Raw genomic sequence first — 26929 nt, 5'->3', positions numbered from 1 at the left:
GCCGGGAACTACAGTCGTGGGTGGGTACAGGCACGACGGGGAGACGGCCATGGGGGACACGAGCGGAGCGGACGCGCGCCGACCGCCGCGCGGGGGCGCGCCGACGCGGGCAGCCGCGCTGATCCTGGCCGTCCTCGGCGTGCTGCTGCTCCTGTGCGGTGCCGGCGGCGCGAGCGCGGCACCGGACAGCGGTTCCGGGCCCGGCACGGGATCGGACGAGGGCGGCGCGGCGCCGCCCGTGTCGCAGTCCGTCCGGCTCGCCGACGCGCTGCGCGCCGACCCGGTGTACGTCACCGACCAACTGCCGCGCGTCGTCCCGCGGTCCACCGCCCCCGCCTTCGCGGCGCTGGCGAAGACGACCGGCGTGCCGACGTACGTCCTGGTCCTGCCCGACCACGGCGGCTCCGGCGACGCCCTGCTGGGCACCGTCCACGACCGGCTCGGCCGCGACGGGCTCTACGTCGAGGTGGACGACATGGGCGTCGCCGCCGCCAAGGCGTTCGGCGTCCGCGCCCCCGCCGACGACGCACGGACCATCGCGCTGTACGCGCTGCCGTACGACGCGGGGCCGCTGCGCTCCTTCCGCGTGTTCACCGAGGCGATCGCCTCCGGCCCGGCGCGGGCCGCGCACCGCGCCGACCAGTTGGAGAAGAAGTACGGCAACACCGGCCGCGAGGTCGCCCCCGACTACATCGACAGCACCGACCGCGCCAACCAGTCCTTCCTCACCGGCATCGCGCTGACCTGCCTCCCGCTGTCCGTGCTGCTGATCGGCTGGTTCCTACGGGCCCGCCGGCATCGTACGCGTGCCAGGGGAGCGGTCGGTGGCGGTGGCGCAGGCGGTGGCGCAGGTGGTGGCGGTGGCGCGGGCGTCACCCTCGCCAAGGGCGGCCGTCCCCCCGGCAAGCCCGACGGCCGGTCCACGCGCAAGGGCGCCCAGGGCGCCCAGGGCGCCAAGGACGGCCGCGGCGCAGAGGACCGTACGGTGCGCGGCGGGCGCGTCCGGGCGCTGCTGCCTGAGTCGGCCGCCGCGCTGCTGCTGGTCCTCGGCATCGTGCTCCTGGCGCCCCAGCTCTTCGACCAGACCACCGACAGCGCCGCCTCGCCGCCGACCCGCGCCGACCTCACCGCCCGGGTGGACCGGGTCGCGGCCGGCCTGCGGCAGGGCGCCGTCTACACCGACCCCGAGAGTCCGCAGGTGCTCGACGCGGCCCGGCTCGCCGAACTCCGCCGCAAGATCGCCGCGTTCCGCACCGGGCCGATCCGGCTCGCCGTGGTGCCCCAACTGCCGGACGACGAGTCGGCCGGCGAATCCGAGGCGTTCGTGACCGCGGTGCACGCCCGCCTCGCGGCCGACGGCGGCGGCGCCCCTGGCACCGACGCCGGCAAGGGCAGCGGCGGACTCTACGTCGTCGCGGACCCGCTCAGCGGCGACATCGACGTCTACGACTACGGCCTCCCGCTCGACGACCTCCGCCTCACCCTCGACCTGCCGATGGCCATCGCCTACGACCGCTCGGACGACGCCTCCGACGACAACCACCTCGGCGACCGCCTGGACCAGCTCATGGCGTACATCGCCAAGGTCCCGCACGCCGCCGCCGATCCGTCCTCCGGCCCGGACCAGCCCCCCGAGGCGGTCTCCGCCCACAAGCTGCCGGGGCTCTTCCACGGCGACTTCTTCCCGGGGCTGTTCGTCGGCGCGTTCGGCGCGGCCGTCCTGGTCGGCCTCACCGCCGCGGGCACCGGCACGGGCGCCGCGCTCCGACGGCGCGCGGGGCGCGGGCCCCGTCGTGCGGCGGTCGCCGAGCCGCCCTCGCGGGCCTCGACCGCCTACCTCGCGCAGGCCGCCCGGCGCGAAACGGACGCCCTGGCAACGCGGTTCGCGGCCGCCGCCCCGGACGCCCCGCACCGCGACACCGCCTGGGACTGCCTCGACACGGCGATGCTGCTCCTCGGCGACCACGACGGTGACGGCGACGGTCGTGAGGGCGAGGGTCATGACGGCGACGGACGCGACGCGGGCGCGCGGGCCGCGGAGTCGGCCGCCGCGACGGTGCTCGCGCAGGCGGGCCTGGCGGCGCTCGCCGGACGGCCGTACTTGCACTGCTGCACCGTCAACCCGCTGCACGGCGCCGCGGCCACCGGCGGCGCGGCCACCGACGCCGCCGGGCCGAGCGACCGCGTCCCGTCCGCCCGGCGCGCCGCCGCCCGCGCCGGCCACCGCTGCGACGGCTGCCGCGCCGCCGCGGCCCGCGGGCCGGACGCGCTCGACCGCCGACGGCTCTTCCTGCCCGGCCCGCACGGGAGTTGGCGGCCGTACGAGGAAGCCTCGGGTCCGTTGCCCACCGCACGCGACGGGATCGCCCGGCTGATCGCCGGCACGAGGGAGTACACCCATGTCCAGTAGCCACCATCCCCCCGTGCTGCCGTCGCCCGCACTCCACGGGACGGTTCGGGGCGCCGTACTCGCCCTGCTGGCAGGGCTATTGACCCTGTGCGGGCTGTTCGTGGCCGCGGCGCCCGCCGGTGCCGCGCAGGCGCCGGCCCGGACTCAGGCGCAGGCACAGGCGCGATCACAGGTCCACGCGCCGGTCCGGCTCGGCGCGCCCGCCACCGGGGGCACGGCGGGGCAGCGGATCGCGGACGCGCTGAAAGCCTCCCCGGTGTACGTCGACCCGGCGTACGCGGGCGCGGTGCCGCCCGCGCGGCAGAAGCAACTGGTCGCTCGGATCGGCAGGACGCACCTGCCGATCAAGGTGGCGCTGGTACCCCTGGTGAAGGGCGACGCGTTCGACGGCGACTCCACGGTGCTCCAGGGGGTGCTGCACGACCGGCTGGGGATGGGCAACCTCATCCTGATCACCATGGACGGCGAGTTCGGCGACACGCTCACCGGCCAGGAGTGGCCCGACGATACGCATCAGGTCATGGACGCGGCCAGTGCGGTCGGCCTGATGGACGACATGAAGAGCGCGGGCCTCGCCGACCGTGTCGCGAAGGCCATCGACCTGATCGCGAGCGGCGACGGCAAGAAGGCGTACGACCAGGCCACCGCCGACATCGGTGGCCCCCCGACCACGGCGAAGGCCGAGCACGGCAAGGGTGGTTCGGCCGGTTCCGGGCCGGGCGCGGTGGTGTGGCTGCTCGTCGTGGCCGCCGTCGTGGTGCTGGGCGGCGGAGCCGGTTGGCTGCTGCGGCGCCGCTCCATGGCCCGCCGCGCCTCGCCGTTCGCCTTCCCGCGGGAGGTGTTCGCGGCCGAGGAGGTCGCCGACGAGGCCGCGCTCCGGCGCCGCGCCGAGGCCGAGGTGATCGCGCTCGGCGAGGCGGTCGAGGACGCCGACGCCGGTTCCCGGCCCGGCCTCGGCCGTGCGCTCGACGCCTACGCGGCCGCCGGCAAGGTGCTGGACGGCGCCCGTGGCATCCCCGACCTCGCGGGCGTGCTCGCCCTGGTAGCCGAGGGCCGCGACGCGTTCGACGGCCGCTTCGACGCACTACCGCTCTGCTTCTTCGACCCGCTGCACGGCCGGGCCGCCCGCCGCCTCGTCTGGCGGCCGCTCGGCCGCCGCGACACGCTGCGGGTCGCCGCCTGCGCGGAGTGCGCCACGGCCGTCGAGCAGCACCGCGCCCCGGAGGTGCTCACCGACACCGCCACCGACGGCCGCCGCGTCCCGTACTTCGAGGTGCCCGCGGGCGAAAGCGTCTGGGCCGCCACCGGTTACGGCTCGCTCGTCCCGCCACCGGCTCCTGTAGCCCGGGCTGCCGCCGATGCGGCTGACGCCGGGGACGGCGACCGGTGCGCCGATCGGGATACGGGTCTTGGCGGCATCGCCCCCCGCGTCCTCGACGGCGACTTTCCCCGCCCGCGCCGCCCGCGCTGAGCCGCGGGGGAGAGCGTCTGGGCCGCCACCGGTTACGGCTCGCTCGTCCCGCCACCGGCTCCTGTAGCCCGGGCTGCCGCCGATGCGGCTGACGCCGGGGACGGCGACCGGTGCGCCGATCGGGATACGGGTCTTGGCGGCATCGCCCCCCGCGTCCTCGACGGCGACTTCCCCCGCCCGCGTCGCCCCCGCTGACCCGCGGGGGAGAGCGTCTGGGCCGCCACTGGTTACGGCTCGCTCGTCTCGCCACCGGCTCCTGTAGCCCGGGCTGCTGCCGATGCGGTTGACGTCGGCGACTGTGACCGGTCCGTCGACCGGGATACGGGTCTTGGCGGCATCGCCCCCCGCGTCCTCGACGGCGACTTCCCCCGCCCGCGTCGCCCCCGCTGACCCGCGGGCGATCGCGGACCGAACCTGACCGCATCGGCTCCTAGGGTCGAGAGTGTCAAGACGAACGGCAGCGGAGACGGACCGAAGGGAACCCCATGCCGAGCCTGGTGAACGCGGAGACCGACGAGCGGGACGCACTGCTGGCCTTCCTGGACGCGCAGCGCGGCGGGCTGCGCCGCGCGGTCCGCGGGCTGACCGACGAGCAGGCCGCCGCGCACCCCAGCGCGAGCGCGATGGCGCTCGGCGGCCTGGTCAAACACGCGGCACACTGCGAGCACAACTGGGTCCAGGTCATCCTGATGGGCCGCCCGCAGGCCGGCCCCGGCCCGGCCGCCGACTGGCAGGCGGAGTTCCAGCTGCTGCCCGGCGAGACCCTGGCCGGCGTCCTCGCCGAGCTCGACGCGGTGGGCCGCGCGACCCGCGCGGCCATCGCCGAACTCCCCACCCTCGACGTGCTCGTCGCGCTGCCCGAGGCCCCCTGGTTCCCCAAGGACGGCAAGCGCAGCGCCCGTTGGATTCTGCTCCACCTGATCGAGGAGCAGGCCCGCCACGCCGGCCACGCCGACCTCATCCGCGAATCCCTCGACGGCGCGCAAGCCTTCGACCTGCTCGCCCAGGAACAGCAGGAACAGCAGGAACAGCAGGAACGACAGGGGTAGCAGGAGTAGCACGAGCGGCTGCGGGAGCAAGGGGGGAGCCGTCACCCGATACGAGCGCCGGGACATCGTCGTCGACGCCTTCTTCGATCTCGCCGACGCGATCGTCAGTCAGCGGTCGGAAACAGGAACCGTACGTCGGTGAGCCGCTCCGACAGTTCCCACAGACGGCGGCCGGTCCGGGGATCGGCTGCCGCGGGGGACAACCGCACTCGTGTCGGGCCGCCGCGCAACTCGGCGAAGCCGTCCGGCCCGATGAACTCGCCGCCTTTCACGTCCGGGGCGGTGGCCGCGTACAGCTGGGGCAGCGCACCCTGGTCCGGGGGCTGGGCAAGCGGGGCGAGGACGTGGCCGAACAACACCTTCACCCTGTTGACGGGCGCACTCGTCTGGAGGTTGGTGGAGGTGTAGCCGGGGTGGGCGAGCAGGCTGCGCACCGGGCTGTCGGCCGCGGCGAGCCTCCGGTGGAGTTCCCGTCCGAAGACGGCGTTGGCGAACTTCGACTGGTTGTAGAACCCCATGGGCGAGTACGTGCGCTCGCCGGAGAGGTCGTCGACGTGGAGGTGCCCCTGCCGGTGGTTGGTCGAACTCACCGTGACCACGCGGGGGTCGTCGCCCCCGGTCAGCAGGTCGAGCAGCAGACCGGTGAGCGCGAAGTGGCCGAGGTGGTTGCAGGCGAACTGCAACTCGTGGCCTTGGGCGCTCAGTGAGCGGGGCGGCGCCATCACTCCGGCGTTGTTGACGAGCACGTCCAGCCGCGGGTGATCGCCGCGTAACCGATCGGCGAATGCTCGGACCGAATCGAGATCGGCCAGGTCGAGGCGGCGCACCTCAAGGGTGGCGTCAGGCTGCTCAGCGGTGATCTCCGCGGCGGCCAGGCGGCCTTTCGCCTCGTCGCGCACCGCGAGGATCACGTGCCCGCCCTTGCGGGCGAGTGCCCGGGCGGTCGCCAGGCCGAGGCCGCTGTTGGCACCGGTGACGACGAACACCCGCTTGGCCTGGTCCGGGATCTGGTGGGCGGTCCAGCGCTGGTTCTTCCTCATGCGGCACACGCTGCCTTCTATGGCACTCGGTGTCAAGAAGGTACCGGGTGTCATGGATGGCGTGGCGATAGGATCGGACGGTGAACTCCCGCCCTGAAGTCACCATGGCCCAGCGCAAGCGCCAGCTCGTCTCCGACGAGCTGAGCGAAGCGGCGCTGCGACTACTGGCGTTGAAGGGGTTCGACGCGGTCACCATCGACGAGATCGCGGCCACCGCCGGCGTGTCCAAGCGAACGTTCTTCCGGTACTTCGCCTCCAAGGAAGACGTGGTCGTCCGGTTCCTGGCCGACATGGGCAGCGGCATGCGCGCGGAGCTGGCGTCTCGCCCCATCGACGAGCGGCCCTCCGTGGCCCTGCGGCACACGGTCTGGGTCCCCGTGGCCGCCTGCGCCGACCATTTCGACAGGGCACTGCGCGTGGTTCAGCTGATCCTGCGCACCCCCGCCCTGCGCGCACGCTTCCTGGAGCGCCAGGACCAGTGGCGCGACGACTTGGCGGCGGAGTTGGCGCAGCGCCTGGGGCTCGATCCCGACACCGATCTGTACCCGCGGCTGGCTGCCGGGATGGCGCTCACCGCCTTCGACACCGTGCTGCGGCGGTGGAGCGACAGCGACGGCGCTCAGGACCCCGCCGAACTGACCGCCCAGGCGTTCGCCACCATCGTCCCGGCGCTTGACTCCATCGAGTGAGGCAGGGCGCCGTCGAGCGGCTGGGCAGGGTCCCCGCCGACGCCGACGCCGACGCCGACGCCGACGCCCACGGACCCCCGCGGACCCCCGGGATCAGTGTCCGCCGCGGCCCAACCCGGGGACGCCGAGCGCCGACAGGCCGTCGAGCATCACGTCGACGCCGACCGCGGCGAGCAGCAGGCCGAGCAGGCGGCTGAGCAGTTCGGTGATGGTGTGGTGGGTCCGGCGCAGGAGCGGCGCGAGCACGATCACGCAGGCGAGGTCGAGCACGATCACGGTGTCGTACGCGCCGACGACGGTGCCGCGCCAGGTCCACGAGTCGCGCTCGGACGCCTCGATGAGGATCGCGGTGAGCGCCAGCGGGCTCACCACGAACGGCATCAGCAGCGCCCTGAGCCCGCTCACCACGTCGGGGTGGTCCTCCTGCGGCCCGTCGGGCCCGAGTTGCACGCCGAGCACGAGGCTGATCGCGTAGATGAAGAAGATCGCGCCGCCGGCCAACTGGAGCGCGGGCGGGGAGATGTGGAACAGCTCCAGCAGCCAGGGCGCGGTGAACCCGGCGAGCGCGCCCACCGCGACCGCCACCGCCGACGACAGCAGTGCGATCAGCCGCAGCCGCCTCCGGTCGTGCACCCGCGCCAGGTGCGCGAACGACAGCAGCACCTTGGGCGGCCCCACGACGGAGAAGAACGTGATGAACGCGGCGGCGAAGTTCTTGGTGACCATGGGGCGCATCCTCGGTCCGCCGCGCCCGGCCGCGGCGGACCGACCCGCCCGGGGCGGAAAAAGCCCGCGCCGAGCGGACGTGCCCGGGCGGAGCAGAAAATGCCCGCGCCGGGCGGAAGGCCCGCCGCTACGATGAGCCGGTCGTCCACGAAGGAGAGTTGAGGTGCCCGGTCACCGAAGCGCGCGCTGACGCCGTAGGTCGTATCCGACCCGTCATCGCGTGCTGCCCCTGAAGTCGAAGAGCGGCACAGCGAGCCTTTCCCTGCCCGGTTCCCGGCGGGCCGCACCCGCGCGCCCCGGAGCCGGCGCCGCTCTCCGCTACCCAAGGGGCACTCGTGCCGACCGCAGTTGGGACACCCTCTCCCCGTTCCTCCCGCTCTTCGCGTTCCTCCCTCTGGCGGGACGCCGACTTCCGCAGGTTCTGGGCGGGCGAGACCGCCTCCCAACTCGGCGAGCAGGCCGGCCGGACGATCCTGCCGCTCCTCGCCGTGGTGGCACTCCACTCGGGCCCCGGCCGGCTCGGCGCCCTGCGTGCCGTCGAGCAGGCGCCGATCCTGCTCTTCTCGCTGCTGATCGGCGTGTGGGTGGACCGCCGGCGGTCCCGCCGGTTCATGGTCCTCGCCGACCTCGGCCGCGCCGCGGTGCTGGCCGCGGTCCCGCTGGCGTACCTCTTCGGGGGCCTCGGCCTTCCGCTGCTGCTCGTCGTCGGGTTCCTCACCGGGTCCCTGTCGGCGTGCTTCGACGTGGCGTACCAGGCCACGCTCGTACGGCTGGTGCCGCGCGACCGGCTCACCGAGGGCAACAGCGCGCTGGAGGGCAGCCGGTCCGCCGCCCAGATCGGCGGGCCCGCGCTCGGCGGCGGGCTGGTGTCGCTGCTGTCCGCTCCGGTCGCGGTCGCGGGCTGCGTGTTCTTCTTCGCGCTGTCCGCCCTGTCGATCCGCCGCATCCGGCGCCCCGAGCCGCGACCAGCGCGGGCCAAGCCCGTATCCGTGCCCGCGTCCGTGCCCGTACTCGCGTCCGAACCGACGTCCGAACCGACGTCCGAACCGACGTCCGAACCGACGTCCGAACCGACGTCCGAACCGACGTCCGAACCGACGTCCGAACCGACGTCCGAACCGACGTCCGAGCCGGTGCCCGGGCCCGCGGCCGGCCTGTGGTGGCAGATCCGCGACGGACTGCGGCTCGTCGCCGGCGACCCCGCGCTGCGGGCCGTGGGCACGGCGTCGGGCCTCTTCCAGTTCTCCTTCGCCGCCCTGATGACCGTGTACCTGCTGTTCCTGCCGCGCGCACTGCACCTGTCGGGCGGCGCGGTCGGCCTGGTGCTCGCGGCGACCGGCCCGGGCGCGCTGGTGGGCTCCGCACTGTCCGCCCGGCTGCCGGCCAGGATCGGATACGGCGTGGTGCTCGTCGGCGCGGCCGCGCTCGCCGACGGCGCGATGCTCTGCGTGCCCGCGCTCCACGGCTCCGGCGCCGCCACCCTCGGCGCCCTCATGGCGATCAACTTCGTCTACGGCGCCTTCAGCCAGCTCGTCAACGTGACCACCACCGCCGTCCGGCAGGCCGTCACACCGCTACGGCTCCAGGGCCGCGTGGTCGCGACCATCAACGTCGTCGGCATGGGCCTGGGCCCGTTCGGCTCCCTGACCGGTGGCGGTCTCGCCGCCCGCTACGGGCTGCGCGCCGCGCTGCTGGCGACCGCCGCCGCGATGACCCTCTCCCCGCTGTACTTCGCCTGCTCCCCGCTCGCCCGCCTCGGCCGGAACCTCCCGGACCCGCCGGACGACCAGGACGAGCCGGACCTCCCGGACCAGGCGCCGGACGCCCTCCGTACGGCGGAGACCGGCGACCGGACGAGCCCGACGCGGGCCGGCGACGCCTCCCCGTGACCGCGCGGCGACGGCGCCAACTCTCCGCACCCCGCTCGGTGTTCGGGCCGCGCCGCCCCAACTGGACGGGAAGTGCCGGGGGCGGGCATCCGCCCCGCCCCCGGAGCACGGCTCGCGGTGAACTAGCCTTGCGGCCCATGGGAAACGGGAGCCCGGAGAGAGGAGCGGGGCCAATGAGCACACCGGCGACTCGTCCGGGTCGTGCGGCGGACGACGCGGACGACCCGCGGATGGACTACTGCTCGACCTGCCGGCGTACCCTCAACGGCGCCTTCATGTGCCCGGGTTGCGGTGCCTACGCGCCCGACATCGACCCGCGCGGCCCGGCCGGGCGGGCACCGGCCGACCTGCCGCCCGAGGACGGCGAACCCGTGGACGACCTCGCGGCGGAGCCGGACGGCGCGCCCGCCCCCGAGGCGCCGACGGTGTCGATCCCGGCCGTCCCCGAGGCGCCCGAGACGTCAGCGCCCGAGACGCCGTACGACCGCGACCGCCAACGGCCCCCGGCGTCACGCGGGTCCGCCGCCGGGGAGCCGACGGCGCCGCGCCCGGACGCGCCTTCCGCCGACGCCTCCCCGGCGGGCCCGCCCTCGGCCAAGGTGGCGCTGCCCCCGGAGCGGCCCGACCCGGCCGGAGCGCCCGAGGTCTCCGCGACCTCCCCGGCCCGCACGCCCGGCGCCGGCCCGCGGCCGACCCCGGGCACCGGCCCGGAACCGCTCGACGAGCGGCGCCGCAGGAACCGCCGCCGCGCCGCGGTCGTCGCCGCGTTCGCACTGGTCGGGGGCGGCATAGCCGCGGCGGTCATATCCGCCGGCTCCTCCTCGACCCCGCCCGCCGCGTCCGTCCCGGACGACCCCTCGCCGCACGGCACTTCGGCGCCGGGCGCCGCCGCGCCCGCCTCCAGCGCGCCGCCCCGCAGCCCCTCCACCGGGCACCCCCGCACCTCGGCCGGCCGCCCGCCCGCCGCAGGCCCCGGCACCTCCGCCTCCTCCGCCCCCGCCACACCCCGGGCAGCGGGCACCACGGCCTCCGGCAGCGTCACCACCCCCAGCACCGGGACGTCCGCACCGCAGTCCGCGTCGCCCACCGGCACCCCGACTTCCGCGCCCCCCACCACCCCGTCCGGCAAGCCGCCCTGCGTGCTGGGCATCTGCCTGCACTGACCCGCGCCCGCACCCGCCCCAGCATGTCGCCGTCAGGAGTCGCCGGCGGTCAGGGTGTCGGCGAGGCTGGTCGCGAACAGCGTGGTGCCGGCGCCGCCGCGCGGGTGGACGTGGTCGATCCACAGCAGGCCCAGATGGGTGGCGACGGTGGAGTACCAGTCGTCCAGGAGCACTTCGGGGTGGTCGGCGTGGTAATCGCGCACCGCGCTGTTGACGCTGTCCTGCCACGGGAACGGCCCGCGTACGGTGGTCAGTACGATCCGGCGGTCGCCGACCACGGCGCGGACGTGGTCCACGTCCTGCGTGCTGAACGTCGCGTTGGTGCCGAGTGCCAGCACGACGGTGCCGCGCAGCCGGTGCTGGGCCAGGAGCTGCGCACAGATGTCGGGGGCGTCCTCCATCATCCGCCCGACCTGGGCGTAGAGCTGGATGCCGGGCAGCACCCGGTGCAGATCCTGCGCGGAGCCCAGCGTGATCGAGTCGCCGATCATGGTGATGTCGCTGCCGTCGACCGTGCCGGGCGCGAGGGAGGGAGCCGCGGAGGGGGACCGCTCGGCCGGCGCCGACGAGCCCGGGTCGGCGGGAGGCGCGGGCACCGGGGCCGGGGGAGACGCCGGGTCCGCCGCCGTACCGGACGAGCCGTGGGGCGCGGCGAAGTGGGCGTCCCCGCCGCCCTTCCCGGCGAGTGTCGCCTCGTACTTCGCCCCCGCCTGCAACTGGCTCTGCAGGGCGCTGGGCGCCGACGCCGGACTGACCAGCACCGCGGCCGCCGCGAGCGCGACCGCGCCGACCACCACCGCCAGTGCCGGGTGCCGCCTGACCACCCGGGCCCACGGAACCGTACGGTGCGCGCGTCGCAGCAAGGTGGCCGGTGCCGGGAGCGGTCCGGCCGCTGCCTGCCCTCGCCGCGCCTTCTCGTCCCGCGGAAGCGCCCCGCCGACCCGCGGAACCGTCGTGTCCCGCCCGGCCGTCCCGCCGTGCGTCGCGGTCTCGCCGTGCCCGGCCGTCCCGCCGTGCCCGCCTGTCCCGCCATGTCCGGCTGTCTCGCCGTGCCTGGCCGTCCCGCCGTGCCCGGCCGTGTCGCCGTGCGTTGCGGTCTCGCCGTGCCCGGCCGTCCCGCCGCGCGTCGCCGTCTCGCCGCGCGTCGCCGTGTCGCCGCGCGTCGCCGTCTCGCCGCGCGTCGCCGTACGGTCCGGCCGGCGGCGCAGGGCCGCGGCGATCGGCCGCTGCACCAGCCGCTGGCCGGCGACGGCGAGGAGCAGCGGCGCGAGGAGTTCCACCGCGCGTACGGCCGTGGAGGTGTCGGGCCACAGGGCGTTCGCGGTCACGACGACCGGCCAGTGCCACAGGTAGAGCCCGTAGGAGTGCCGGCCGAGCAGCCGCAGCGGTGCGGTGTCCAGCAGCCGCGGCTGCGCGTCGAGCGCGCAGCCCGCGCACACCACCGTGGTGGCCAGCGCGACCACCGCGAAGCCCCACCCGTACATCACGCCGTTGCCCGGGCCGAGTACGGCGAAGCCGGCCAGCGCCGCGAGCGCGGTGCGCACCGCGGCCCGGCCGCGGTGCGGCAGCCGGGCGGCGTAGCGGGTCAGCGCGGGCAGGGCCAGCGCGGCGGCGCAGCCCGCGAGGAGCGCGCCGCAGTGCGAGTCGGTGCCGAAGTACGCCCGGGAGCCGCCGGCGGCGCCGGGGCCGAGCGCGTGCATCCGCCACAGCGACGTCGCCGCGCCGCCGGCGGCGAGCACCGCGAGCGCCCCGGTCAGCAGCGGCCGGCGGCGGCCGCGCGCGAACGGCAGGAGGACGGCCAGCAGCAGCGGCCAGACCAGGTAGAACTGCTCCTCCACGCTCAGCGACCACAGGTGCTGGAGCAGCGGCGGGCTGCCGAAGTGGTGGAAGTAGTCGGCGCCTTGGTGGATCTGCCACCAGTTGTTGACGAACGCCAGCGACGCCAGGGTGTCGCCGCGCAGGCCGTCGCCGATGCCGGTGCCGCGTCCTGCCGTGAGCCGCGCGGCCACCGCGCAGGCGGTCAGCACCAGCAGCAGCTCGGGCAGCAGCCGGACCGCGCGGCGCCGCCAGAACCCGCCGAGCCCGATCCGGCCGTCCCGCCGGTGCTCGGCCAGGAGCAGATGGGTGATCAGGAAGCCGCTGATACCGAAGAAGACGTCCACGCCGAGGTAGCCACCGGGCAGCCAGTCCGGGTCCACGTGGTACGCGACGACGGCCGCGACGGCGAGCGCGCGCAGCCCGTCCAGGCCGGCGAGTCGCGGCCCTCGGGCCGGCGGCCCGGATCTCCGGGAGGCGTTCCGGTCGGCGTTCCGGTCGGCGTTCCGGTCAGCCACTTGGCCGGTTCCCGGGCCGGTGTCCTTACGGGGCCCCGGGCCGGTGTCCTCGCGGGGCGCGGGCGGGTCCGCCGGCCCGTGCAGGCGGGAGGCGGCGGGAGGACGGGACTCGGGCAGCGGGGCAGACGAAGGCACGCTCCACCGTAGGAACGGCCCCGCCGGCCCCGCGCGTGCTGATCGGCCATCAGAACTAACAGATCATCAGATCATCACCCGAACGTGCGAAGGGTCAGTAGAAGATCGGGCCGAGCGCCCCGCCGCCGGCCACCACCGGGTCGCCGTTGAGCGCGACGCTCTTCGGGCTCGCCAGGAACGTGATGACGTCCGCGACCTCCTCCGCCGTCACGAGCCGGCCGATCGAGATGCCCGCGGCGGCGGCGCGCTCCACGTCCTCGACGCTCACGCCCCGGTTCGCCGCCATGGTGGCGAGGGTCTGCGGGGTCTTCTCGGTGCGAGTCAGGCCGGGGTGCACCACGACCACGTTCACGCCCTGCGGGCCGAGTTCGTCCGCGAGGTTCTTGCTCAGCGCGGCCACCGCCACGTTGCGCACCGAGCCGACCACCGAACCGGTCTGACGCGCCGCCAGCCCGCTGACGTTGATGATCCGGCCCCAGCCGCGCTCGGCCATGGCCGGCGCGAAGGCCCGCGCGGTGCGCAGGTAGCCGCGCACCTTCACGTTGAACTCCTCCTCCAGGGCGTCCTCGGGGAAGCTGCCCGGGCTGGGCGTGGCGGCGGCGTTGACGAGGATGTCCACGCCGCCGAGCGCGCGGACCGCCTCCGCGGCGAGCGCCGCCACCGAGGCGTCGTCGCCGGTGTCGGCGGGCAGGCCGACCACCGTACGGTCCGGGCCGGCGTGCGCGCGGACCGCCTCGACGGCGGTGGCGAGCGCGTCGGCGCCGCGCGCGACGAGTGCCACGTCGGCGCCTTCGGCGGCCAGCGCCTTGGCGGTGGCCAGCCCGATGCCCCGGCTGCCGCCGGTGACGACGGCGCGGCGGCCGGTCAGTTCGAGATCCACGGTGCGTCCCTTTCGGTCCCTGCGGTGTCGCTGTGCCCCAGCGTCAATCAACGCCGCCCACCGCTTGTTCCCGGGGCCTTCGCCGTACGACCGGACCCCGCGCCGCTCCCCGCGCCGCTTCCCGTGCCGGGCACCATCGGGAGCGGGGCCTTCTTGCGGACGTCCGGGTGGTCCGGTGTCGTTCGCGGGTCCACGGCGTCCGACGCCACACGAGGAAGCAGCAGGCGCCGGGCTGCTCAACGGCTTGACGCAACGGGGGAGTTGCCGATGACGACCGTCGATCCGCGCTTCAGACGGTTCATGAGCCGGATGGCGACCGGGGTGGCCTGGTTCGTCCTGTGCGTGCCGACGATGGTGGCGCGGTCCGCCTTCCACGACCGGCCGGGCCTGGGGAACCCGCCCGCGCCGGACCCCCTGGGGATGGCGTGCGTCTTCGCCGTCGTGGGGTACGGCTGCACGGTGGCGGCGCTGGTGCCGTGGCCCGAAAGGTTCACCGGTTCGCGGCGCCCGGCACGGCACCTCGCCGCGTTGCCGGAGTCCTCCGCGTACGCCCGGTACGAGGACGATCCTCCGCCTTGAGGATCACCGCACCGGACACCGCGAACCAGGCGAACCTCACCAGCCACGGCACCAGCCGGTACGGAACCTGAGGCCGCCGACGTGTCAGGTGCCGCCGGACTCCGGCGGCCTCGCGTCACTCCTCGCCGGGCGTGACCGCCGACGGGTCGGGCACGTGCGGGAGCACGTCCGCGAGGTAGCTCGCCACGGTGGCCTCCAGGCCGACGTCGCCCTCGGCCTGCTCCGACAGGTACCAGCGGTGTTCGAGGAGCTCGTGGTAGAGCTGCGCGGGGTCCATCTTCCCGCGCTGGTCGCGCGGCACCATGCGGACGGTGGGGCGGAAGACCTGGCGGACCCAGCGGTGCGCCAGCACCTCGGGCCGGGCGCCCAGGGGATCGCCGGGGGCGTAGTCGTCCTGCGTGGTCATCCACTGTTCGAGGTCGTTGAGCAGGCTGCGGGCCTGGTTCTCCTCGGTGTCCAGGCCGGTCAGCCGCAGCAGCTGGCGCTGGTGGTGGCCGGCGTCCACGACCTTCGGGAGGAAGGTGACGGTGTCGCCGCCCGGCGAGCGCTGGATCTGCATCTCGGCGACGTCGAAGCCGAGGCCGTTGAGCCGGCGTATTCGGCGGTCGATGTAGTGCCGCTTGCCCGCCGGGTAGACGGACTCGCGGGTCAGCTCGTGCCACAGGTCGCCGTAGCGGGAGCAGATGGCCTCCGCGAAGGTGACCGGGTCCACCGACGGGTGCAGCGAGCCGCCCGCCTCCAGGTCCATCAGCTCGCCGGCGATGTTCACCCGGGCCAGCTCGATGTCGTAGTCGCGCTGGCCGGCGCTGAGCCTGGGCTGGATCTGGCCGGTCTCGGCGTCGACCAGGTAGGCGGCGTACGCGCCGGCGTCGCGGCGGAAGAGGGTGTTGGACAGCGAGCAGTCGCCCCACGCGAAGCCGACCAGGTGCAGCCGGACCAGCAGCACCGCCAGCGCGTCGAGCAGCCGGCTGACGGTGCCGGGCCGCATCGTGGTCTCGAACATCGACCGGTACGGCAGCGAGCCGCCCAGGTGCCGGGTGATCAGCGCGGGCTCCAGCGCGGTGCCGTCGGCCGCCACCCGGCCGGTGACCACCGCGATCGGGTCGACCGCGGGGATCGCCAACCGGTCCAGGTCGCGCAGCAGTTCGTACTCGCGGGCCGCCGCCCACTCGCTGACCTCCTTGACCGCCACGACCTCGTCGCCGGCGCGGGCGAAGCGCACCACGTGCCGGGAGATGCCGCGCGGCAGCGCGACCAGCGTCTCGTCGGGCCACTGCTCCAGCGGCAGGCCCCACGGCAGGTCGAGGAGGTCGGCGGGGTGGCCGGCGTCGGTGGCCCTGATCTGCAACGGCATGGCGCTTGGGGTCCTCTCGTAGGACCGCAGGCTACAGGCTGTGCCGCTCTGCCCACGAGGTGACCGCCGCGGCGATCGCGTCCGGCTGGTCCTCGGGGGCGAGGTGGCCGGCCGGACCGCAGTGCTCGATCTCCAGCGCGGAGATGTGCTCGGCGCACCAGGCGGTCAGCGCCTCGCCGATGCCCAAGGTGGGCGAGGAGTCGAAGGTCAGCAGCAGCTTCGGGGTGCCGGGGCTGGCCGCGAGCCACTCGTCGTACGCGGAGACCCGGGCGACCACGTCGGCGGGTTCGCCCTCCAGCGGCATCGAGCGGGCCCAGCGCAGCAGCGGCCGGCGGGACTCGCGGGTCGGGTACGGGGCCCGGTAGACGTCGTGGTCGGCGGCCGGCAGCTCGCCGAGCACGGTCTGCTCGAAGCTGTCCTCGATGAAGACGTTCTTGTCCAGGACCAGTTCCTCGCCGGTGCCGGGGGTGCGGAACGCCTTGAACCGGGAGCGGGCGGCGGCAGGGTAGTCCTCCCAGGTCATCGGCCGGACGATCGTCTCCATGACGGCCAGCCCGGCGACCGAGGCGGGGTTGCGGGCGGCGCGGTCGAAGGCGAGCGCGCCGCCCCAGTCCTGCCCGACCAGCACCGCCCGCTCCAGGCCGAGCGCGTCGAACCAGGCGTCCAGATAGCGGGCGTGGTCGTCGAACGCGTAGGGGATGTCGGGCTTGCCGGAGCGGCCCATGCCGATCAGGTCGGGAGCCAGGCAGCGCCGCCCGGCCGCCGCGGCCTTCGGCAGGACGTGCCGCCACAGGTGCGAGGAGGTGGGGTTGCCGTGCAGGAAGACCAGCGGCGCGCCGACGGCCTCCGCCGCGCCGGGGCCGGCCTGCTCGTAGTGCAGGAACGAGTCGAGTACGTCGAGGGTGGGCATGAGAACGCCTTCCGTTTGTGTGACTAACGTTCGTGGCACTAACGAAGGTACATCGTTAGTGCGACAAACACAACGGAGTACGATGCGGCCATGGACACCGCGCACGACATGCCGCTCCCGGACGATCAGGCGGGCACCCCGCAGCGGCTCGCGGCCCTGCCCAGCCGTCTGCTCAACCTCGCCGCGGCCCAGGGCGAGCGCATGATCAGCGGCCGGTTGGCCGCGGTCGACGCCCGCAAGTGGCACTACGCGGCCCTCGCCGCCCTGGAGGAGTACGGCCCCGCCAGCCAGGCCACGTTGAGCCGGCGCACCGGCATCTACCGCAGCGACCTGGTGGCCGTGATCAACGAACTGGAGGCCCAGGGCGCGGTCAAGCGCGCACCCGACCCCGACGACCGGCGGCGCAACGTCATCACGCTGACCTCCGCCGGCCGCGCCCACCTGCGCCGCCTCGACGCGATCCTCGACACCGCCCAGGAGGACCTGCTCGCGCCGCTCACCGCGAAGGAGCGCGCCGAGCTGACCTCGCTGCTCGGCCGGCTGATCGCCCACCACGCCGGGCGCCGCGAGGGCGAGCCCGCGCACTCCGGACACTGAATCCGCCGGGGCGGCGAGCCGTCGCCGCTCCCGCCCCCGTCGCCGTCCCGGCGGTCCCGCTCAGTCGGCCCGCGGCCCGGCCTGCGCGCTCACCCGCAGCACCGTGCCCTGCGCCACCGCGCACAGCGTCTCGGCGCCATCGGCCGCGACCGCGTACAGGTCGCACCGGCACACCGCCTGACGCCGCCCGGCCTGCACGGTCTGCGCCCGGGCCACCAGCCGCACCCCGGTGCCCGGCCGGACGTACTGGATGGTGAACCCGCCGGTCAGTACCGACGCGCCCAGCACCGAACCGGCGGCGAAGGTGATCGCGTTGTCGGCGGCGTACGCCAGCACGCCGCCGTGCAGGAAGCCGTTCTGCTGCCGCAGCTCCTCGCGGACGGCGACCTCCAGGACCGCGCCGCCGGCGCCGAACGCAGTCAGCTCGGCGCCGACCAGCCGGCTGAACGGCTGGCTGTCGAGCGTCTTGCGGGCCGTTTCGAGGTCCAGCCCGACCGCGGGCCCGTACGCGGCATCGGGTGCGGAGCCGGATTCGGGTGCGGCGTCGGCCTGGGGTGCGGGCGGGGCGCCGGACCCGGGCGGGGGCGTCGTGTTCGGCGTCGTGTTCGGCGTCGGTTCGGGGTTCACCGGTGGGTCCCTTCCTCGGTGTCCGGTGCGCGGCGCGGGCCTTTCACCTGCGCCAGGTCCAGGTACGACAGCAGTTCGCGGGCGGCCGGGCTCGGGCGGTCGCCCTTCGGCAGCGCGACCGACACCTCCCAGTCCGATCCGCCCGGGCCGGCCAGCGGCACCACCGCCAGCGTCGCGGCCTGCTCCTTGCGGGAGATCGGCCGGGGCACCACCGCGACGCCCAGCCCGTGCCGGACCAGGTCGATCAGCGTGTGGACGTCGTACACCTCCAGCGCCACCCGGCGCACCGCGCCGCTCGCCGCGAACGCCTGGTCGGTCAACTGCCGCGCGCCCCAGTCCTGGTGCCAGTCCACGAAGGTCTCGCCCGCCAGCCGCGCCCACTCCACCCGCGGCTCGCCCGCCAGCGGGTGGTGCGGATCGCACAGCAGCACCATCGGCTCGCGGGTCAGCGGCAGCAGCCGTACGCCCTCGGGCGGCGGCCCCGGCAGCGAGACGAACGCCAGGTCCAGCCGGCCGTCCGCCACGTCCTGGGCGAGTACGGCGGAACCCGCCTGCCGCATCCGCACCTCGACGCTTCCGTGCCGGGCCCGGAACCGGGCCAGCAGCGCGCCGACGTCGACCGTCACGCACTGCTCGGTGCCCACCGCGAGGCTGCCGCGCAGCAGGCCCTGCACCGCCGCCACCGCCTCCTTCGCGGCGCGGGCGCCGGCCAGCGTGCGGGTCGCCTCGCCGAGCAACGCCCGTCCCGCGCCGGTGAGTTCGACGCTGCGGGTGGTCCGGATGAACAGCGGGGAGCCGAGTTCCCGCTCCAGCGCGCGCACCGACGCAGACAGTCCCGACTGCGAGACCAGCAGCCGTTGCGCGGCCTTGGTGAAGTGCCGTTCCTCGGCGACGGCGACGAAGTACTCCAGCTGACGCAGTTCCACGATTGAGAAATCTAGTCGATGAATCCGTTCTCTTTCTTCTATTGGACGAGTCTTCCGGGTCGGGGACAGCATGGTGCACGTGGCCCCGCACCCGTCGCGGGCCGCACCACCCGCATCACCCGCATCACCCGTCGCCGGCGGACCGCCGGCAGAACCGGAGAACCCGCATGGAGTACCGCACCCTCGGCAGCAGCGGCGCAAGCGTGTCGACGCTGGCGCTCGGCACCATGACGTTCGGCGCCGAGACCGACGAGAAGGGCGCGTTCGCGCAGCTCGACCGGTTCGTGGCGGCCGGCGGGACCCTCATCGACACCGCGGACGTCTACAGCTCCGGCGTCTCGGAGGAGATCATCGGCCGCTGGCTGGCCGCCCGCCCCGCCGACATCACCGGCCGGGTGGAGATCGCCAGCAAGGGCCGCTTCCCGATGGGCGACGGCCCCAACGACGCCGGGCTGTCCCGGCGCCACCTCGACCGCGCGCTCAACGCGTCGCTGCGCCGGCTCGGCGTCGACTGCATCGACCTCTACCAGGTGCACGCCTGGGACCCGTACACCCCCGTGGAGGAGACCCTGCGCTTCCTCGACGACGCGGTGCGGCAGGGCCGTATCCACTACGTGGGCCTGTCCAACTTCACCGGCTGGCAACTGCAGAAGGCCGTGGACGTCGCGGACTTCCGCGGGCTGACCCGCCCGGTCACCCTCCAGCCGCAGTACAGCCTGCTGGCCCGGGAGATCGAGTGGGAGATCACCCCCGCCTGCGAGTCCGAGGGCCTCGGCCTGCTGCCGTGGAGCCCGCTCGGCGGCGGCTGGCTGACCGGCAAGTACCGCCGTGACGAGCTGCCCACCGGCGCCACCCGGCTCGGCGAGAACCCCGATCGCGGTGTCGAGTCGTACCACCGGCGCAGCGCGATCGCCCGGACCTGGGACGTCGTGGACGCGGTCCGCGCCGTCGCCGACGAGCAGAGCGCCACGATGGCCCAGGTCGCCCTCGCCTGGCTGCTCGGCCGCCCCGCCGTCACCTCCGTGATCCTCGGCGCCCGCACCCTGGAGCAGCTGGAGGACAACCTCGGCTCGGTGGACCTGCGCCTCACCGCCGAGCAGGTCGAGCGGCTGGACACCGCGAGTGACCCGGGCGCCGCGGATTACCCCTACGGCGTTCCCGGCGTCAACCAGCGGGGCCGCGACATCCGGGGCCGCGGCTGACGGTCGCGCCTCGGCTGACGGTTCCGGCCGGCGGTTCCGGTTGACGGTCGCGCCTCGGCCGGCGGTTCCGGTTGACGGTCTCGGCGCGGTTGGCGGTTCCGCCGCCGACGGCCGTGCCACCGCTGACGGTTCAGCCGTCGGCGGGCGCCCGCGGGGAGGGCATGCCGCGCCCTCCCCGCCCCTTGACCTCGCGGCCCCGCGGGAGCCTTCCCCGCGGGGTCGCGAGCCTGCCCCCAGCCCGCGTACCCGCCGTTCCCCGCCCCCGACTTGGCGCCCGCCCGGCGGAAGGAGCCGCATCCTCCTGGCGGCGCGGGGAACCCCGCGAGACCCACCCGCCGGGCGGGCGCCGGAAATGCGGCCGGTACCGTGAGGGCGGGTTTCCGCAGGCCCCGCGCTGCGTGGATGTGATCGGTTCACGCCGTAAACGCCAGAACCGCGCAGAGCGCCTTGCGCAGGTCGGGGCCGATCGCGGCGCGATACGCTCGCTCTCCGATCGGCCGAAACGGAGGGCGGAGTCGATGGGGACGCACGAGCGCTGGACGCGGCTGCTGGAGGTCCTGGGCGACCGGGGCCGGATCAGCGTGGCCGAGGCGGCCGAACTGCTGGACGTCTCCGCCGCCACGGTGCGCCGGGACATGGAGGAACTGGCCAGGCAGCAGCTGCTGACCAGGACCAGGGGCGGTGCCGTGCTCAGCGGTGTCGCGTACGACCTGCCGCTGCGCTACAAGGCCGGGCGCCAGGCCGACGAGAAGCAGCGCATCGCCAAGGCCGCGGCCGCGCTGATCCCGCCGGGCGCGGTGGTCGGCGTCAACGGCGGCACGACCACCTCCGACGTGGCCAGGGAACTGGCGATGCGGGCGGACCTGGCCGAGCGCGGCAACGCCACCGCGCTGACCATCGTGACCAACGCGATCAACATCGCCAACGAGCTGGCGGTGCGGCCGTATGTGAAGACGGTCGTCACCGGCGGGGTGGCGCGGCCGAGTTCCTACGAGCTGACCGGGCCGCTGGCCACGATGGTGCTCCAGGCGATCTCGCTGGACTACGCGATCCTCGGGGTGAACACGGTCGATCCGCGGTTCGGCGCGGCCACCCACGACGAGGGCGAGGCCAGCGCGAACCGCGCGATGGCCGAGCGGGCGCAGAAGGTGGTCGTGGTCGCCGACTCCACCAAGCTGGGCAAGCGGGCGTTCGCCCAGGTCTGCGACGTGTCGGCGATCTCCGTGCTGATCACGGACAAGGGCGCGCCGGAGGAACTGGTGGAGCAGTTCGTGGCCCAAGGCGTCGAGGTGTCCTGCGTCTGAACGGCCGGCCCGTGCGCGGGAGTCCGCGCCGGGCCGTCCTCGTGGCGCCCGCACCCGCGGGGTCCCTCCAGGAGCCCGCCCGGTTCGCCCGGCCCGCACAAGTCCCCCTGCGTGAAGCTGATTCGAGATGTTCATAAGGGGCATGCTCTTGTCAATTTCGCGCAAGCCTGCCTAGATAGTCCTCGCATGGTTCTGGAGCGGCCGCCCCGCGGCGGCCCGACCGATCAGTGAGGTTGCCCCTGTGACATCACCTCTCGCCCGGCGCACGCGCGCCGCCCTGGCCGGCAGCGGCTGTCTCGCGCTGGCGTTCACCGGACTCCTGTTCACCGCCCCCGGCGCGTCCGCGGGCACCCCCGCGGACGCGTCGTCGGCGCCGTACCCGAACTACGCCCCCACCCCGCCCATGGGCTGGAACGACTGGTCGTACTACCAGTGCAACATGGACGAGCAGACCATCCTCGACAACGCCAAGGCCCTGGTCAGCAGCGGACTTGCCGCCAAGGGGTACGACACGGTCACCACCGACGACTGCTGGATGGCCAAGTCCCGTGACAGCTCCGGTGCGTTGGTACCCGACCCGGTGAAGTTCCCCGACGGCATGGCCTACGTGGGCGACCAACTGCACAAGCTGGGACTGAAGTTCGGCATCTACGAGGACGCCGGCACGGCCACCTGCGGCGGCTACCCCGGCTCGCTCGACCACTGGCAGCAGGACGCCGACCTGTTCGCGAAGTGGAAGGTCGACTACGTCAAGCTCGACGGCTGCAACGTGCCGACGAAGCCCGGCGAGACGGACGAGCAGAGCTACCACGACACGTACTCCGCGTGGAGCCAGGCGATGCTCGACACCGGTCGCCCGATGGTCTTCTCGGTCTCCGCGCCCGCGTACTTCCAGGGCGGGGCCGACTGGGACAAGGTCATCGGCTGGTCGGCGCAGGTCGGCAACCTGTGGCGGGAGGGCGCGGACATCGCGCTCGGCCAGGAGAGCGGCGCGGCCAAGTGGTCCTCGCTGCTCTACAACTACGAGTACAACGTGGGCCTGGCCGACCTGCAGAGCCCCGGGCGCTGGAACGACCCCGACTTCCTGCTGGCCGGCGACTCCGGGCTGAGCCGGGACGAGATCCAGAGCCAGATGTCGCTGTGGTCGATGATGGCCGCGCCGCTGATCTCCAGCACCGACCTCACCCACCTGTCCGCCGACGCGCTGGCGGTGCTCGGCAACAAGGACGTCATCGCGGTCGACCAGGACCGCACCGGGCTGCAGGGCCGGATCGTCCAGCAGGGCGACGGCTATGACGTGCTCTCCAAGCAACTCGCGGGCGGGCAGCGGGCGGTGGCACTGTTCAACAGCTCCGACACCGCGCAGACGATCACCACCACCGCGGCCAAGGCCGGCTTCGCGCACGGCTCCTCGTTCACGCTCAAGGACCTGGTGACGAAGAAGACCACGGTCACCACCGGCACCATCTCCGCGGACGTGCCCCCGCACGGCACCGTGCTGTACCGGGTCGCCCCGGGCGGCAGCCCGCTCCAGCAGCCCGCCACCGCGGTGAGCTGGAAGGACGTCAGCACCACCGCGCACCCGGACCGGTACCAGGTCAGCCTCACCAACCACGGCGCCACCCCGCTGCTGGGCGCCACGGTCGCGCTGAGCGCCCCGTCCGGCTGGAAGGTCTCGCCGTCGAAGGCGCTGCTCGGGCTGGTGGTGAACCCGGGCCGGACCGCCTCGGCGACCGTCCAGGTCACCGCGCCCACCGCCCAGCCGGGCACCACGGTCTCCACGGTCACCGCGACCGCGAGCTACCGTGCGGGCCTCGCCGGCAGCGGCACGGTGAGCGGGCCGCTGACCATCACCTCGGTGGTGCCCTACCCGTCGCTGGCCGCCGCGTTCAACAACATCGGCACGACGCCGGAGAGTGACACCTCCAAGGGCGACTTCGACGGGTCCGGTGACAGCTACTCCGCCGACGCCCTCGCGAAGGTGGGCGCCACCCCCGGTGCCACGATCCAGGCCAACGGGCAGACCTTCACCTGGCCCGCGTCCGCGCCCGGCACCCCGGACAACGCCACGGCCGCCGGACAGGAGATCACCCTCGCCGGTTCCGGCAGCCAACTGGCCTTCCTCGGCGCCGAAGCGGGCTTCACCTCCGGAACCGTCACGGTCACCTACACCGACGGCACCACCAGCACGGGCACCCTCGGCTTCCCCAACTGGTGCTGCTCGACCACGAACGACTACGGCTCCCAGGTCGCTTTGACCACCGACCACCGGGACACCCCGTCCGGGCCGGCCAACTTCGGCACCAGCTACCAGGTGTTCTCCAACACCGTGAGCCTCGACGCGGGCAAGACGGTGCGGTCGGTGACCCTGCCGAACCAGGCCGCGATCCACGTCTTCGCGATGTCCGTCAAGTAGCACGTCCTCCCAAGGAGCAGGCATCACCAAGGAGCAAGCGCCGCACGGCGGTCACGCGTCCCCGGCGGGGGAGTCCGATCTCCTCCGCCGGGGACGCGCCGCCTTGCGACGAGGCCCTAGTTCCAGGGCAGTCCGGCGCGGTGCCGCCAGTAGGCGGACGGCGGTTCGGCCAGTTCCGCGAGCGTGGCCAGCTGGGTCGGGGTGAACACGACCTGCCGGGCACGGAGGTTGGAGGTGAGCTGGGCGGCGGTCGCGGCGCCGGACAGGACCACGTCGGCCCACGGCTGGTGGAGGGCGGCGGCGAGGGCGACCGCGTCCGGCGTGGTGCCCAGGGCCGCGGAGAGCGGGCCGAGTACGGGGGCGAGGCGGGAATCGGGCGCGGCGAGCCGCCCGTTGGCGAGGGCCTCCTTGACCATCACCCGGCAGCCGGCGGCGTGTGCCTCGGCGAGGGCCGGTCCCGCGGAGGGTTCGAGCGGGTTCCAGGTGGACTGCACGCTGCGGAAGAGGGGCGCGCCGTCGACGGTGACCGCCAGCGCCGCGCGGATCGCGTCGGCCTGCGCGGGGCCGCTGGTGCTCAGGCCCACGAGGACGCCGTGCGCGGCCAGTTCGGCCAGCGCGCGGTGCAGCGCGGGGTCGGTGAGCGCGGGGCTGTCCGGGGTGACGGAGTGCACCTGGTACACGTCGAGCCGGTCGCCGAGCAGCGCGCGGGTCTCGGCGAGCTGCCGCTCGTACGTGGCCAGGCTGTGGTCCTTGATCTCGTGCGCCTCCGCGTCCACCCGCCAGCCCGCGGTGTAGGTGTAGCCCCACTTGCTGGACACCACCACCCCGGGCGGCTCCCGCTGGTCGAGCCACTGCGCCAGGAACTCCTCGGAACGGCCGTACGACCGGGCCGCGTCGAAGTCGCGCACGCCGTCCGCGTAGGCGAGGTCGAGCAGTTCGTGGGTGCGGCGGCGCATCGCGTCCACGGTGCGGTCGGGCGGCAGGTCCCGGTCGCGGCCGAGGTTGATGTAGCCGGGGCGGCCGACCGCGGCCAGGCCGAACCCGATCCGGGCCGTGGGCTCGGGCGCGGGTGTGGACGCGGGCGGGTCGGCGGGGGCGTGCGGCGGTGTGGCCACGGGGGCGGCTCCTGCGGTGGTGCGGGCACGTACGGACGGCGGGCGCGGGCGGCCGCGAAGACCCCGGCGGACCTGCGGCCGTACCGGTGCCGGCGCCCGTGGGGGCGCCGGCGCCCGCGGGGACGCCGGCGCTCCGGCCGGCCGCTATGTCGCCGTCGCCAGGATCTCCGCGAGCGCGGCGGCCGCCGCCTGCGCGTCCGGCCCCTGCGCCCGCACGGTCACCGTACGCCCGGCGGTCGCGCCCAGGCCCATGACGGCCAGCACGCCGGCCGCGTTGGCGCTGCGTTCCCCGAACTGGAGCAACAGGTCGCTGGTGAACCGCGCGGCGGCCTGGGCGATCCGGCCGGCCGGGCGGGCGTGCAGGTCGGCCGGCAGCACCACGGAGATCTCCGCGGTGGGCTCGCCGGCGGGCGCGGTGCGGACGGACGGTTCAGAGTTTGCTGACATGGCGGGCCTCCGTGGCGGCGGTGAGTACGGCGGCGAGGTCCGCGCCGGCCGCGGCGGTGACCGCGGCGGCCACGGCGCCCTCGACGAAGGGGGCGTCGGCGATCACTGCGCCGTCGCGGGGCTGGTCTTCCAGGACGGCCCGGGCGGTGAGCACGGAACTGCCCAGGTCCGGCAGGATGAGCACGCCTGCGCCGCGGTCGGCCTCCTTGACCGCGGCGGCGACACGCGCGTAGCTGGTGCCGATCCGGCCGTCGTCCGTGCCGCCCGCGACGGCCACCGGAACGGCGTCGGAGCCGATCTGGCCGAGCAGCCGGCGTAGCCCTGCGGCCACTTCGGGGCTGTGGGACACGAGTACGATGCCGACAAGTTCAGTCATGAACAGCGATGCTAGATCTCGGAACAGCATTCAGCAATACCGAACGAAGAGGTTTTCCCATGGTGCAAGCGGTGCAGCGTGCCGTCCAGATCCTCCGGGAGCTGGCCGTCACCGGCCCCCGGCTGGGGGTCACCGAGCTGGCCGAGCGGCTCGGCGTGGCCAAGCCGACCGTGCACGCGCTGCTGCGCACCCTGGAGGCCGAGGGCATGGTGGTGCAGGACCGGGACAGCTCGAAGTACCAGCTCGGGCCCTATCTGGTGCACCTGGGCAACTCCTACCTGGACACCCAGGAGTTGCGGTCCCGCTCGCTCACCTGGGCGGACCTGCTGGCCCGCCGGGCCGGTGAGGCGGTGTGGGTCGCGGTGCCCACCGGAGACCACATGCTGGTGGTGCACCACGCCTTCCGTCCCGAGGGGGCCGTCCAGATCCTGGAGGTCGGCGCGTCCATCCCCTGGAACACCTGCGCGCTCGGCAAGGCGGTGGCGGCCTTCGCCCCCGACGAGGAGCGCGAGCGGCTGCTGGCCGGCGAGCTGACCGTGCTCACCGGCGCGAGCATCACCGGACGCGAGCCGCTCGCCGCCCAGTTGGCGCAGGTCAGGGCGCAGGGCTACGCGCTGGAGGACCAGGAGTCGGCGATCGGCGACGCGGGGGTCGCGGCGCCCGTCTTCGACCGTTCCGGCGCCGTGGTGGGGGCGATCGGCGTGGTGGGGCCGGTCGAGCGGCTGCTCGCGGAGCCCGCCCGGCAGGAACTCGCCGTCGCGGTACGGGAGACCGCCCGCAACCTGTCCCGGGACCTCGGCGCGCCGCGCGGGGCGGCACGGGGTACGGCGCGAGGCGCGGCCGGCTGAACCCTCCCCGCGCCCGCGCGCCTTGAGCGGCGGGCGCGGCGCCGTACCGGGGCCGAGCGCGGAAGCGCCGGCCCTTCCGCATGCCCGACCGTGCGCCCGGGGGCCGACTCGCGCCCCCGCATGCCCCCGTATGCCGCCATGCGCCGGGACGTGCTTCCGTCCGCCCTGCGGGCTCCGGCAACACACGCTGGGCCGCGGGGAGTTGGGCCCCCGCGCGGCGCCGAACCCCTTGACACCGGCGAAACGCCCGCTTAACTTCCCACTACGTTCATCATTAATGAACGTCATTCGGTAATAGGGAGGATTGGCTCCCCTCTCCCGTTGCCCGACCGGCCGCCAGGCATGGACCCTGCCCTGACCTGCCTGGCGGCCACCCGTCCGGTCTCCCCGGCACGCCTCTCCCCGCCACGCCCACACCACCCGCCCCGCACGCGCAGGAGGTG

General features: G+C 74.6%; 23 protein-coding genes. 12 read left to right on the top strand and 11 right to left on the bottom strand.

All coding sequences use genetic code 11. The features are described from left to right. Nucleotides 1–49 precede the first annotated feature (49 nt). The 3 genes from OG896_RS05225 (at nt 50) to OG896_RS05215 (ending at nt 4930) form a co-directional block, all read left to right on the top strand. Nucleotides 50–2410, top strand: coding sequence for a hypothetical protein (locus tag OG896_RS05225; protein WP_329362829.1), 2361 nt, complete (start codon nt 50–52; stop codon nt 2408–2410). Further along, nucleotides 2400–3881: a hypothetical protein gene (locus OG896_RS05220; protein WP_329362827.1), complete on the top strand. Its 1482-nt coding sequence runs from the start codon at nt 2400–2402 to the stop codon at nt 3879–3881. The genes OG896_RS05225 and OG896_RS05220 overlap by 11 nt, the downstream gene beginning before the upstream one ends. A 485-nt stretch (nt 3882–4366) precedes the next feature. Continuing rightward, nucleotides 4367–4930: a DinB family protein gene (locus OG896_RS05215; protein WP_329362825.1), complete on the top strand. Its 564-nt coding sequence runs from the start codon at nt 4367–4369 to the stop codon at nt 4928–4930. A 104-nt stretch (nt 4931–5034) separates the two neighbouring features. Here the strand turns inward: OG896_RS05215 and OG896_RS05210 are convergent, their stop codons facing one another. Continuing rightward, a complete protein-coding gene (locus OG896_RS05210) occupies nt 5035–5970 on the bottom strand; it encodes an oxidoreductase (protein ID WP_329362823.1) in 936 nt (311 codons plus the stop codon). Between the two features lie 104 nt (nt 5971–6074). Between OG896_RS05210 and OG896_RS05205 the strand changes: the two genes are divergently transcribed. Next, on the top strand, nt 6075–6659 hold the full coding sequence (locus OG896_RS05205) for a TetR family transcriptional regulator (protein ID WP_329373721.1): 585 nt from the start codon (nt 6075–6077) through the stop codon (nt 6657–6659). 93 nt (nt 6660–6752) lie between these two features. Here the strand turns inward: OG896_RS05205 and OG896_RS05200 are convergent, their stop codons facing one another. Then, nucleotides 6753–7385 (bottom strand): MarC family protein, encoded by a 633-nt coding sequence (locus tag OG896_RS05200; RefSeq protein ID WP_329362821.1) that lies wholly within the window; start codon nt 7383–7385, stop codon nt 6753–6755. Nucleotides 7386–7720: 335 nt separating this feature from the next. Here OG896_RS05200 and OG896_RS05195 point away from each other — a divergent pair, with 335 nt between their 5' ends. Continuing rightward, entirely contained in the window at nt 7721–9274 is a 1554-nt protein-coding gene (locus tag OG896_RS05195) for an MFS transporter (RefSeq protein WP_329362818.1), read from the top strand. A 173-nt stretch (nt 9275–9447) separates the two neighbouring features. Then, nucleotides 9448–10437 (top strand): SCO2400 family protein, encoded by a 990-nt coding sequence (locus OG896_RS05190; protein WP_329362816.1) that lies wholly within the window; start codon nt 9448–9450, stop codon nt 10435–10437. A 32-nt stretch (nt 10438–10469) separates the two neighbouring features. On the opposite strand, the gene OG896_RS05185 is transcribed toward OG896_RS05190, so the two are convergent. Together OG896_RS05185 and OG896_RS05180 are read right to left on the bottom strand one after the other, a co-directional pair. After that, entirely contained in the window at nt 10470–12770 is a 2301-nt protein-coding gene (locus tag OG896_RS05185) for an acyltransferase family protein (protein ID WP_329362814.1), read from the bottom strand. 229 nt (nt 12771–12999) lie between these two features. Beyond that, the gene (locus OG896_RS05180) at nt 13000–13785 is read right to left on the bottom strand and encodes an SDR family NAD(P)-dependent oxidoreductase (RefSeq protein WP_329362813.1); all 786 of its coding nucleotides are present in this window, start codon (nt 13783–13785) and stop codon (nt 13000–13002) included. Nucleotides 13786–14052: 267 nt separating this feature from the next. Between OG896_RS05180 and OG896_RS05175 the strand changes: the two genes are divergently transcribed. After that, entirely contained in the window at nt 14053–14364 is a 312-nt protein-coding gene (locus OG896_RS05175) for a hypothetical protein (RefSeq protein ID WP_329362811.1), read from the top strand. Between the two features lie 115 nt (nt 14365–14479). Here the strand turns inward: OG896_RS05175 and OG896_RS05170 are convergent, their stop codons facing one another. Together OG896_RS05170 and OG896_RS05165 are read right to left on the bottom strand one after the other, a co-directional pair. Next, a complete protein-coding gene (locus OG896_RS05170) occupies nt 14480–15718 on the bottom strand; it encodes a DUF4032 domain-containing protein (protein WP_329362809.1) in 1239 nt (412 codons plus the stop codon). A 31-nt stretch (nt 15719–15749) separates the two neighbouring features. After that, nucleotides 15750–16628 (bottom strand): haloalkane dehalogenase, encoded by an 879-nt coding sequence (locus OG896_RS05165; RefSeq protein WP_329362807.1) that lies wholly within the window; start codon nt 16626–16628, stop codon nt 15750–15752. Nucleotides 16629–16718: 90 nt separating this feature from the next. Between OG896_RS05165 and OG896_RS05160 the strand changes: the two genes are divergently transcribed. After that, nucleotides 16719–17225, top strand: coding sequence for a MarR family winged helix-turn-helix transcriptional regulator (locus OG896_RS05160; RefSeq protein WP_329362805.1), 507 nt, complete (start codon nt 16719–16721; stop codon nt 17223–17225). Between the two features lie 60 nt (nt 17226–17285). On the opposite strand, the gene OG896_RS05155 is transcribed toward OG896_RS05160, so the two are convergent. Both OG896_RS05155 and OG896_RS05150 read right to left on the bottom strand, forming a co-directional pair. Continuing rightward, nucleotides 17286–17714, bottom strand: coding sequence for a PaaI family thioesterase (locus OG896_RS05155; protein ID WP_329373719.1), 429 nt, complete (start codon nt 17712–17714; stop codon nt 17286–17288). Nucleotides 17715–17848: 134 nt separating this feature from the next. Further along, nucleotides 17849–18778 (bottom strand): LysR family transcriptional regulator, encoded by a 930-nt coding sequence (locus OG896_RS05150; RefSeq protein WP_329362803.1) that lies wholly within the window; start codon nt 18776–18778, stop codon nt 17849–17851. Nucleotides 18779–18945: 167 nt separating this feature from the next. On the opposite strand from OG896_RS05150, the gene OG896_RS05145 reads away from it, so the two are divergent. The 3 genes from OG896_RS05145 to OG896_RS05135 all read left to right on the top strand — a co-directional run bounded on the left by OG896_RS05145 (nt 18946) and on the right by OG896_RS05135 (nt 23700). Beyond that, a complete protein-coding gene (locus OG896_RS05145) occupies nt 18946–19980 on the top strand; it encodes an aldo/keto reductase (protein ID WP_328471841.1) in 1035 nt (344 codons plus the stop codon). 518 nt (nt 19981–20498) lie between these two features. Continuing rightward, a complete protein-coding gene (locus OG896_RS05140) occupies nt 20499–21284 on the top strand; it encodes a DeoR/GlpR family DNA-binding transcription regulator (protein ID WP_328471843.1) in 786 nt (261 codons plus the stop codon). A gap of 241 nt (nt 21285–21525) precedes the next feature. Beyond that, the gene (locus OG896_RS05135) at nt 21526–23700 is read left to right on the top strand and encodes an NEW3 domain-containing protein (RefSeq protein ID WP_329362800.1); all 2175 of its coding nucleotides are present in this window, start codon (nt 21526–21528) and stop codon (nt 23698–23700) included. A 116-nt stretch (nt 23701–23816) separates the two neighbouring features. Here the strand turns inward: OG896_RS05135 and OG896_RS05130 are convergent, their stop codons facing one another. The 3 genes from OG896_RS05130 to dhaM all read right to left on the bottom strand — a co-directional run bounded on the left by OG896_RS05130 (nt 23817) and on the right by dhaM (nt 25638). Further along, nucleotides 23817–24815: an aldo/keto reductase gene (locus tag OG896_RS05130; protein WP_329362798.1), complete on the bottom strand. Its 999-nt coding sequence runs from the start codon at nt 24813–24815 to the stop codon at nt 23817–23819. Between the two features lie 144 nt (nt 24816–24959). Then, nucleotides 24960–25262 carry an HPr family phosphocarrier protein gene (locus OG896_RS05125; protein WP_329362796.1) on the bottom strand — a complete coding sequence of 101 codons (303 nt, stop codon included), beginning with the start codon at nt 25260–25262 and terminating at the stop codon, nt 24960–24962. Next, nucleotides 25246–25638, bottom strand: a complete 393-nt coding sequence (dhaM, locus tag OG896_RS05120; protein WP_329362794.1) for a dihydroxyacetone kinase phosphoryl donor subunit DhaM — start codon at nt 25636–25638, stop codon at nt 25246–25248. Before dhaM ends, OG896_RS05125 begins: the two co-directional genes overlap by 17 nt. A gap of 59 nt (nt 25639–25697) precedes the next feature. On the opposite strand from dhaM, the gene OG896_RS05115 reads away from it, so the two are divergent. After that, a complete protein-coding gene (locus tag OG896_RS05115) occupies nt 25698–26486 on the top strand; it encodes an IclR family transcriptional regulator (protein ID WP_328471853.1) in 789 nt (262 codons plus the stop codon). Nucleotides 26487–26929 lie beyond the last annotated feature (443 nt).

The organism is Streptomyces sp. NBC_00669 (assembly GCF_036226785.1).
Taxonomy (GTDB): domain Bacteria; phylum Actinomycetota; class Actinomycetes; order Streptomycetales; family Streptomycetaceae; genus Actinacidiphila.
The sequence above is the reverse complement of the archived record's forward strand: the minus strand, read 5'-3'. Positions and strand labels throughout refer to the sequence as shown.

What these genes read in the sequence shown, in the direction of transcription:
- OG896_RS05225 (WP_329362829.1), top strand. Translation starts at nt 50, where the DNA reads ATGGGGGACACGAGCGGAGCGGACGCGCGCCGACCGCCGCGCGGGGGC.
- OG896_RS05220 (WP_329362827.1), top strand. Translation starts at nt 2,400, where the DNA reads ATGTCCAGTAGCCACCATCCCCCCGTGCTGCCGTCGCCCGCACTCCAC.
- OG896_RS05215 (WP_329362825.1), top strand. Translation starts at nt 4,367, where the DNA reads ATGCCGAGCCTGGTGAACGCGGAGACCGACGAGCGGGACGCACTGCTG.
- OG896_RS05210 (WP_329362823.1), bottom strand. Translation starts at nt 5,970, where the DNA reads ATGAGGAAGAACCAGCGCTGGACCGCCCACCAGATCCCGGACCAGGCC.
- OG896_RS05205 (WP_329373721.1), top strand. Translation starts at nt 6,075, where the DNA reads ATGGCCCAGCGCAAGCGCCAGCTCGTCTCCGACGAGCTGAGCGAAGCG.
- OG896_RS05200 (WP_329362821.1), bottom strand. Translation starts at nt 7,385, where the DNA reads ATGGTCACCAAGAACTTCGCCGCCGCGTTCATCACGTTCTTCTCCGTC.
- OG896_RS05190 (WP_329362816.1), top strand. Translation starts at nt 9,448, where the DNA reads ATGAGCACACCGGCGACTCGTCCGGGTCGTGCGGCGGACGACGCGGAC.
- OG896_RS05175 (WP_329362811.1), top strand. Translation starts at nt 14,053, where the DNA reads ATGACGACCGTCGATCCGCGCTTCAGACGGTTCATGAGCCGGATGGCG.
- OG896_RS05170 (WP_329362809.1), bottom strand. Translation starts at nt 15,718, where the DNA reads ATGCCGTTGCAGATCAGGGCCACCGACGCCGGCCACCCCGCCGACCTC.
- OG896_RS05165 (WP_329362807.1), bottom strand. Translation starts at nt 16,628, where the DNA reads ATGCCCACCCTCGACGTACTCGACTCGTTCCTGCACTACGAGCAGGCC.
- OG896_RS05160 (WP_329362805.1), top strand. Translation starts at nt 16,719, where the DNA reads ATGGACACCGCGCACGACATGCCGCTCCCGGACGATCAGGCGGGCACC.
- OG896_RS05145 (WP_328471841.1), top strand. Translation starts at nt 18,946, where the DNA reads ATGGAGTACCGCACCCTCGGCAGCAGCGGCGCAAGCGTGTCGACGCTG.
- OG896_RS05140 (WP_328471843.1), top strand. Translation starts at nt 20,499, where the DNA reads ATGGGGACGCACGAGCGCTGGACGCGGCTGCTGGAGGTCCTGGGCGAC.
- OG896_RS05125 (WP_329362796.1), bottom strand. Translation starts at nt 25,262, where the DNA reads ATGTCAGCAAACTCTGAACCGTCCGTCCGCACCGCGCCCGCCGGCGAG.
- dhaM (WP_329362794.1), bottom strand. Translation starts at nt 25,638, where the DNA reads ATGACTGAACTTGTCGGCATCGTACTCGTGTCCCACAGCCCCGAAGTG.
- OG896_RS05115 (WP_328471853.1), top strand. Translation starts at nt 25,698, where the DNA reads ATGGTGCAAGCGGTGCAGCGTGCCGTCCAGATCCTCCGGGAGCTGGCC.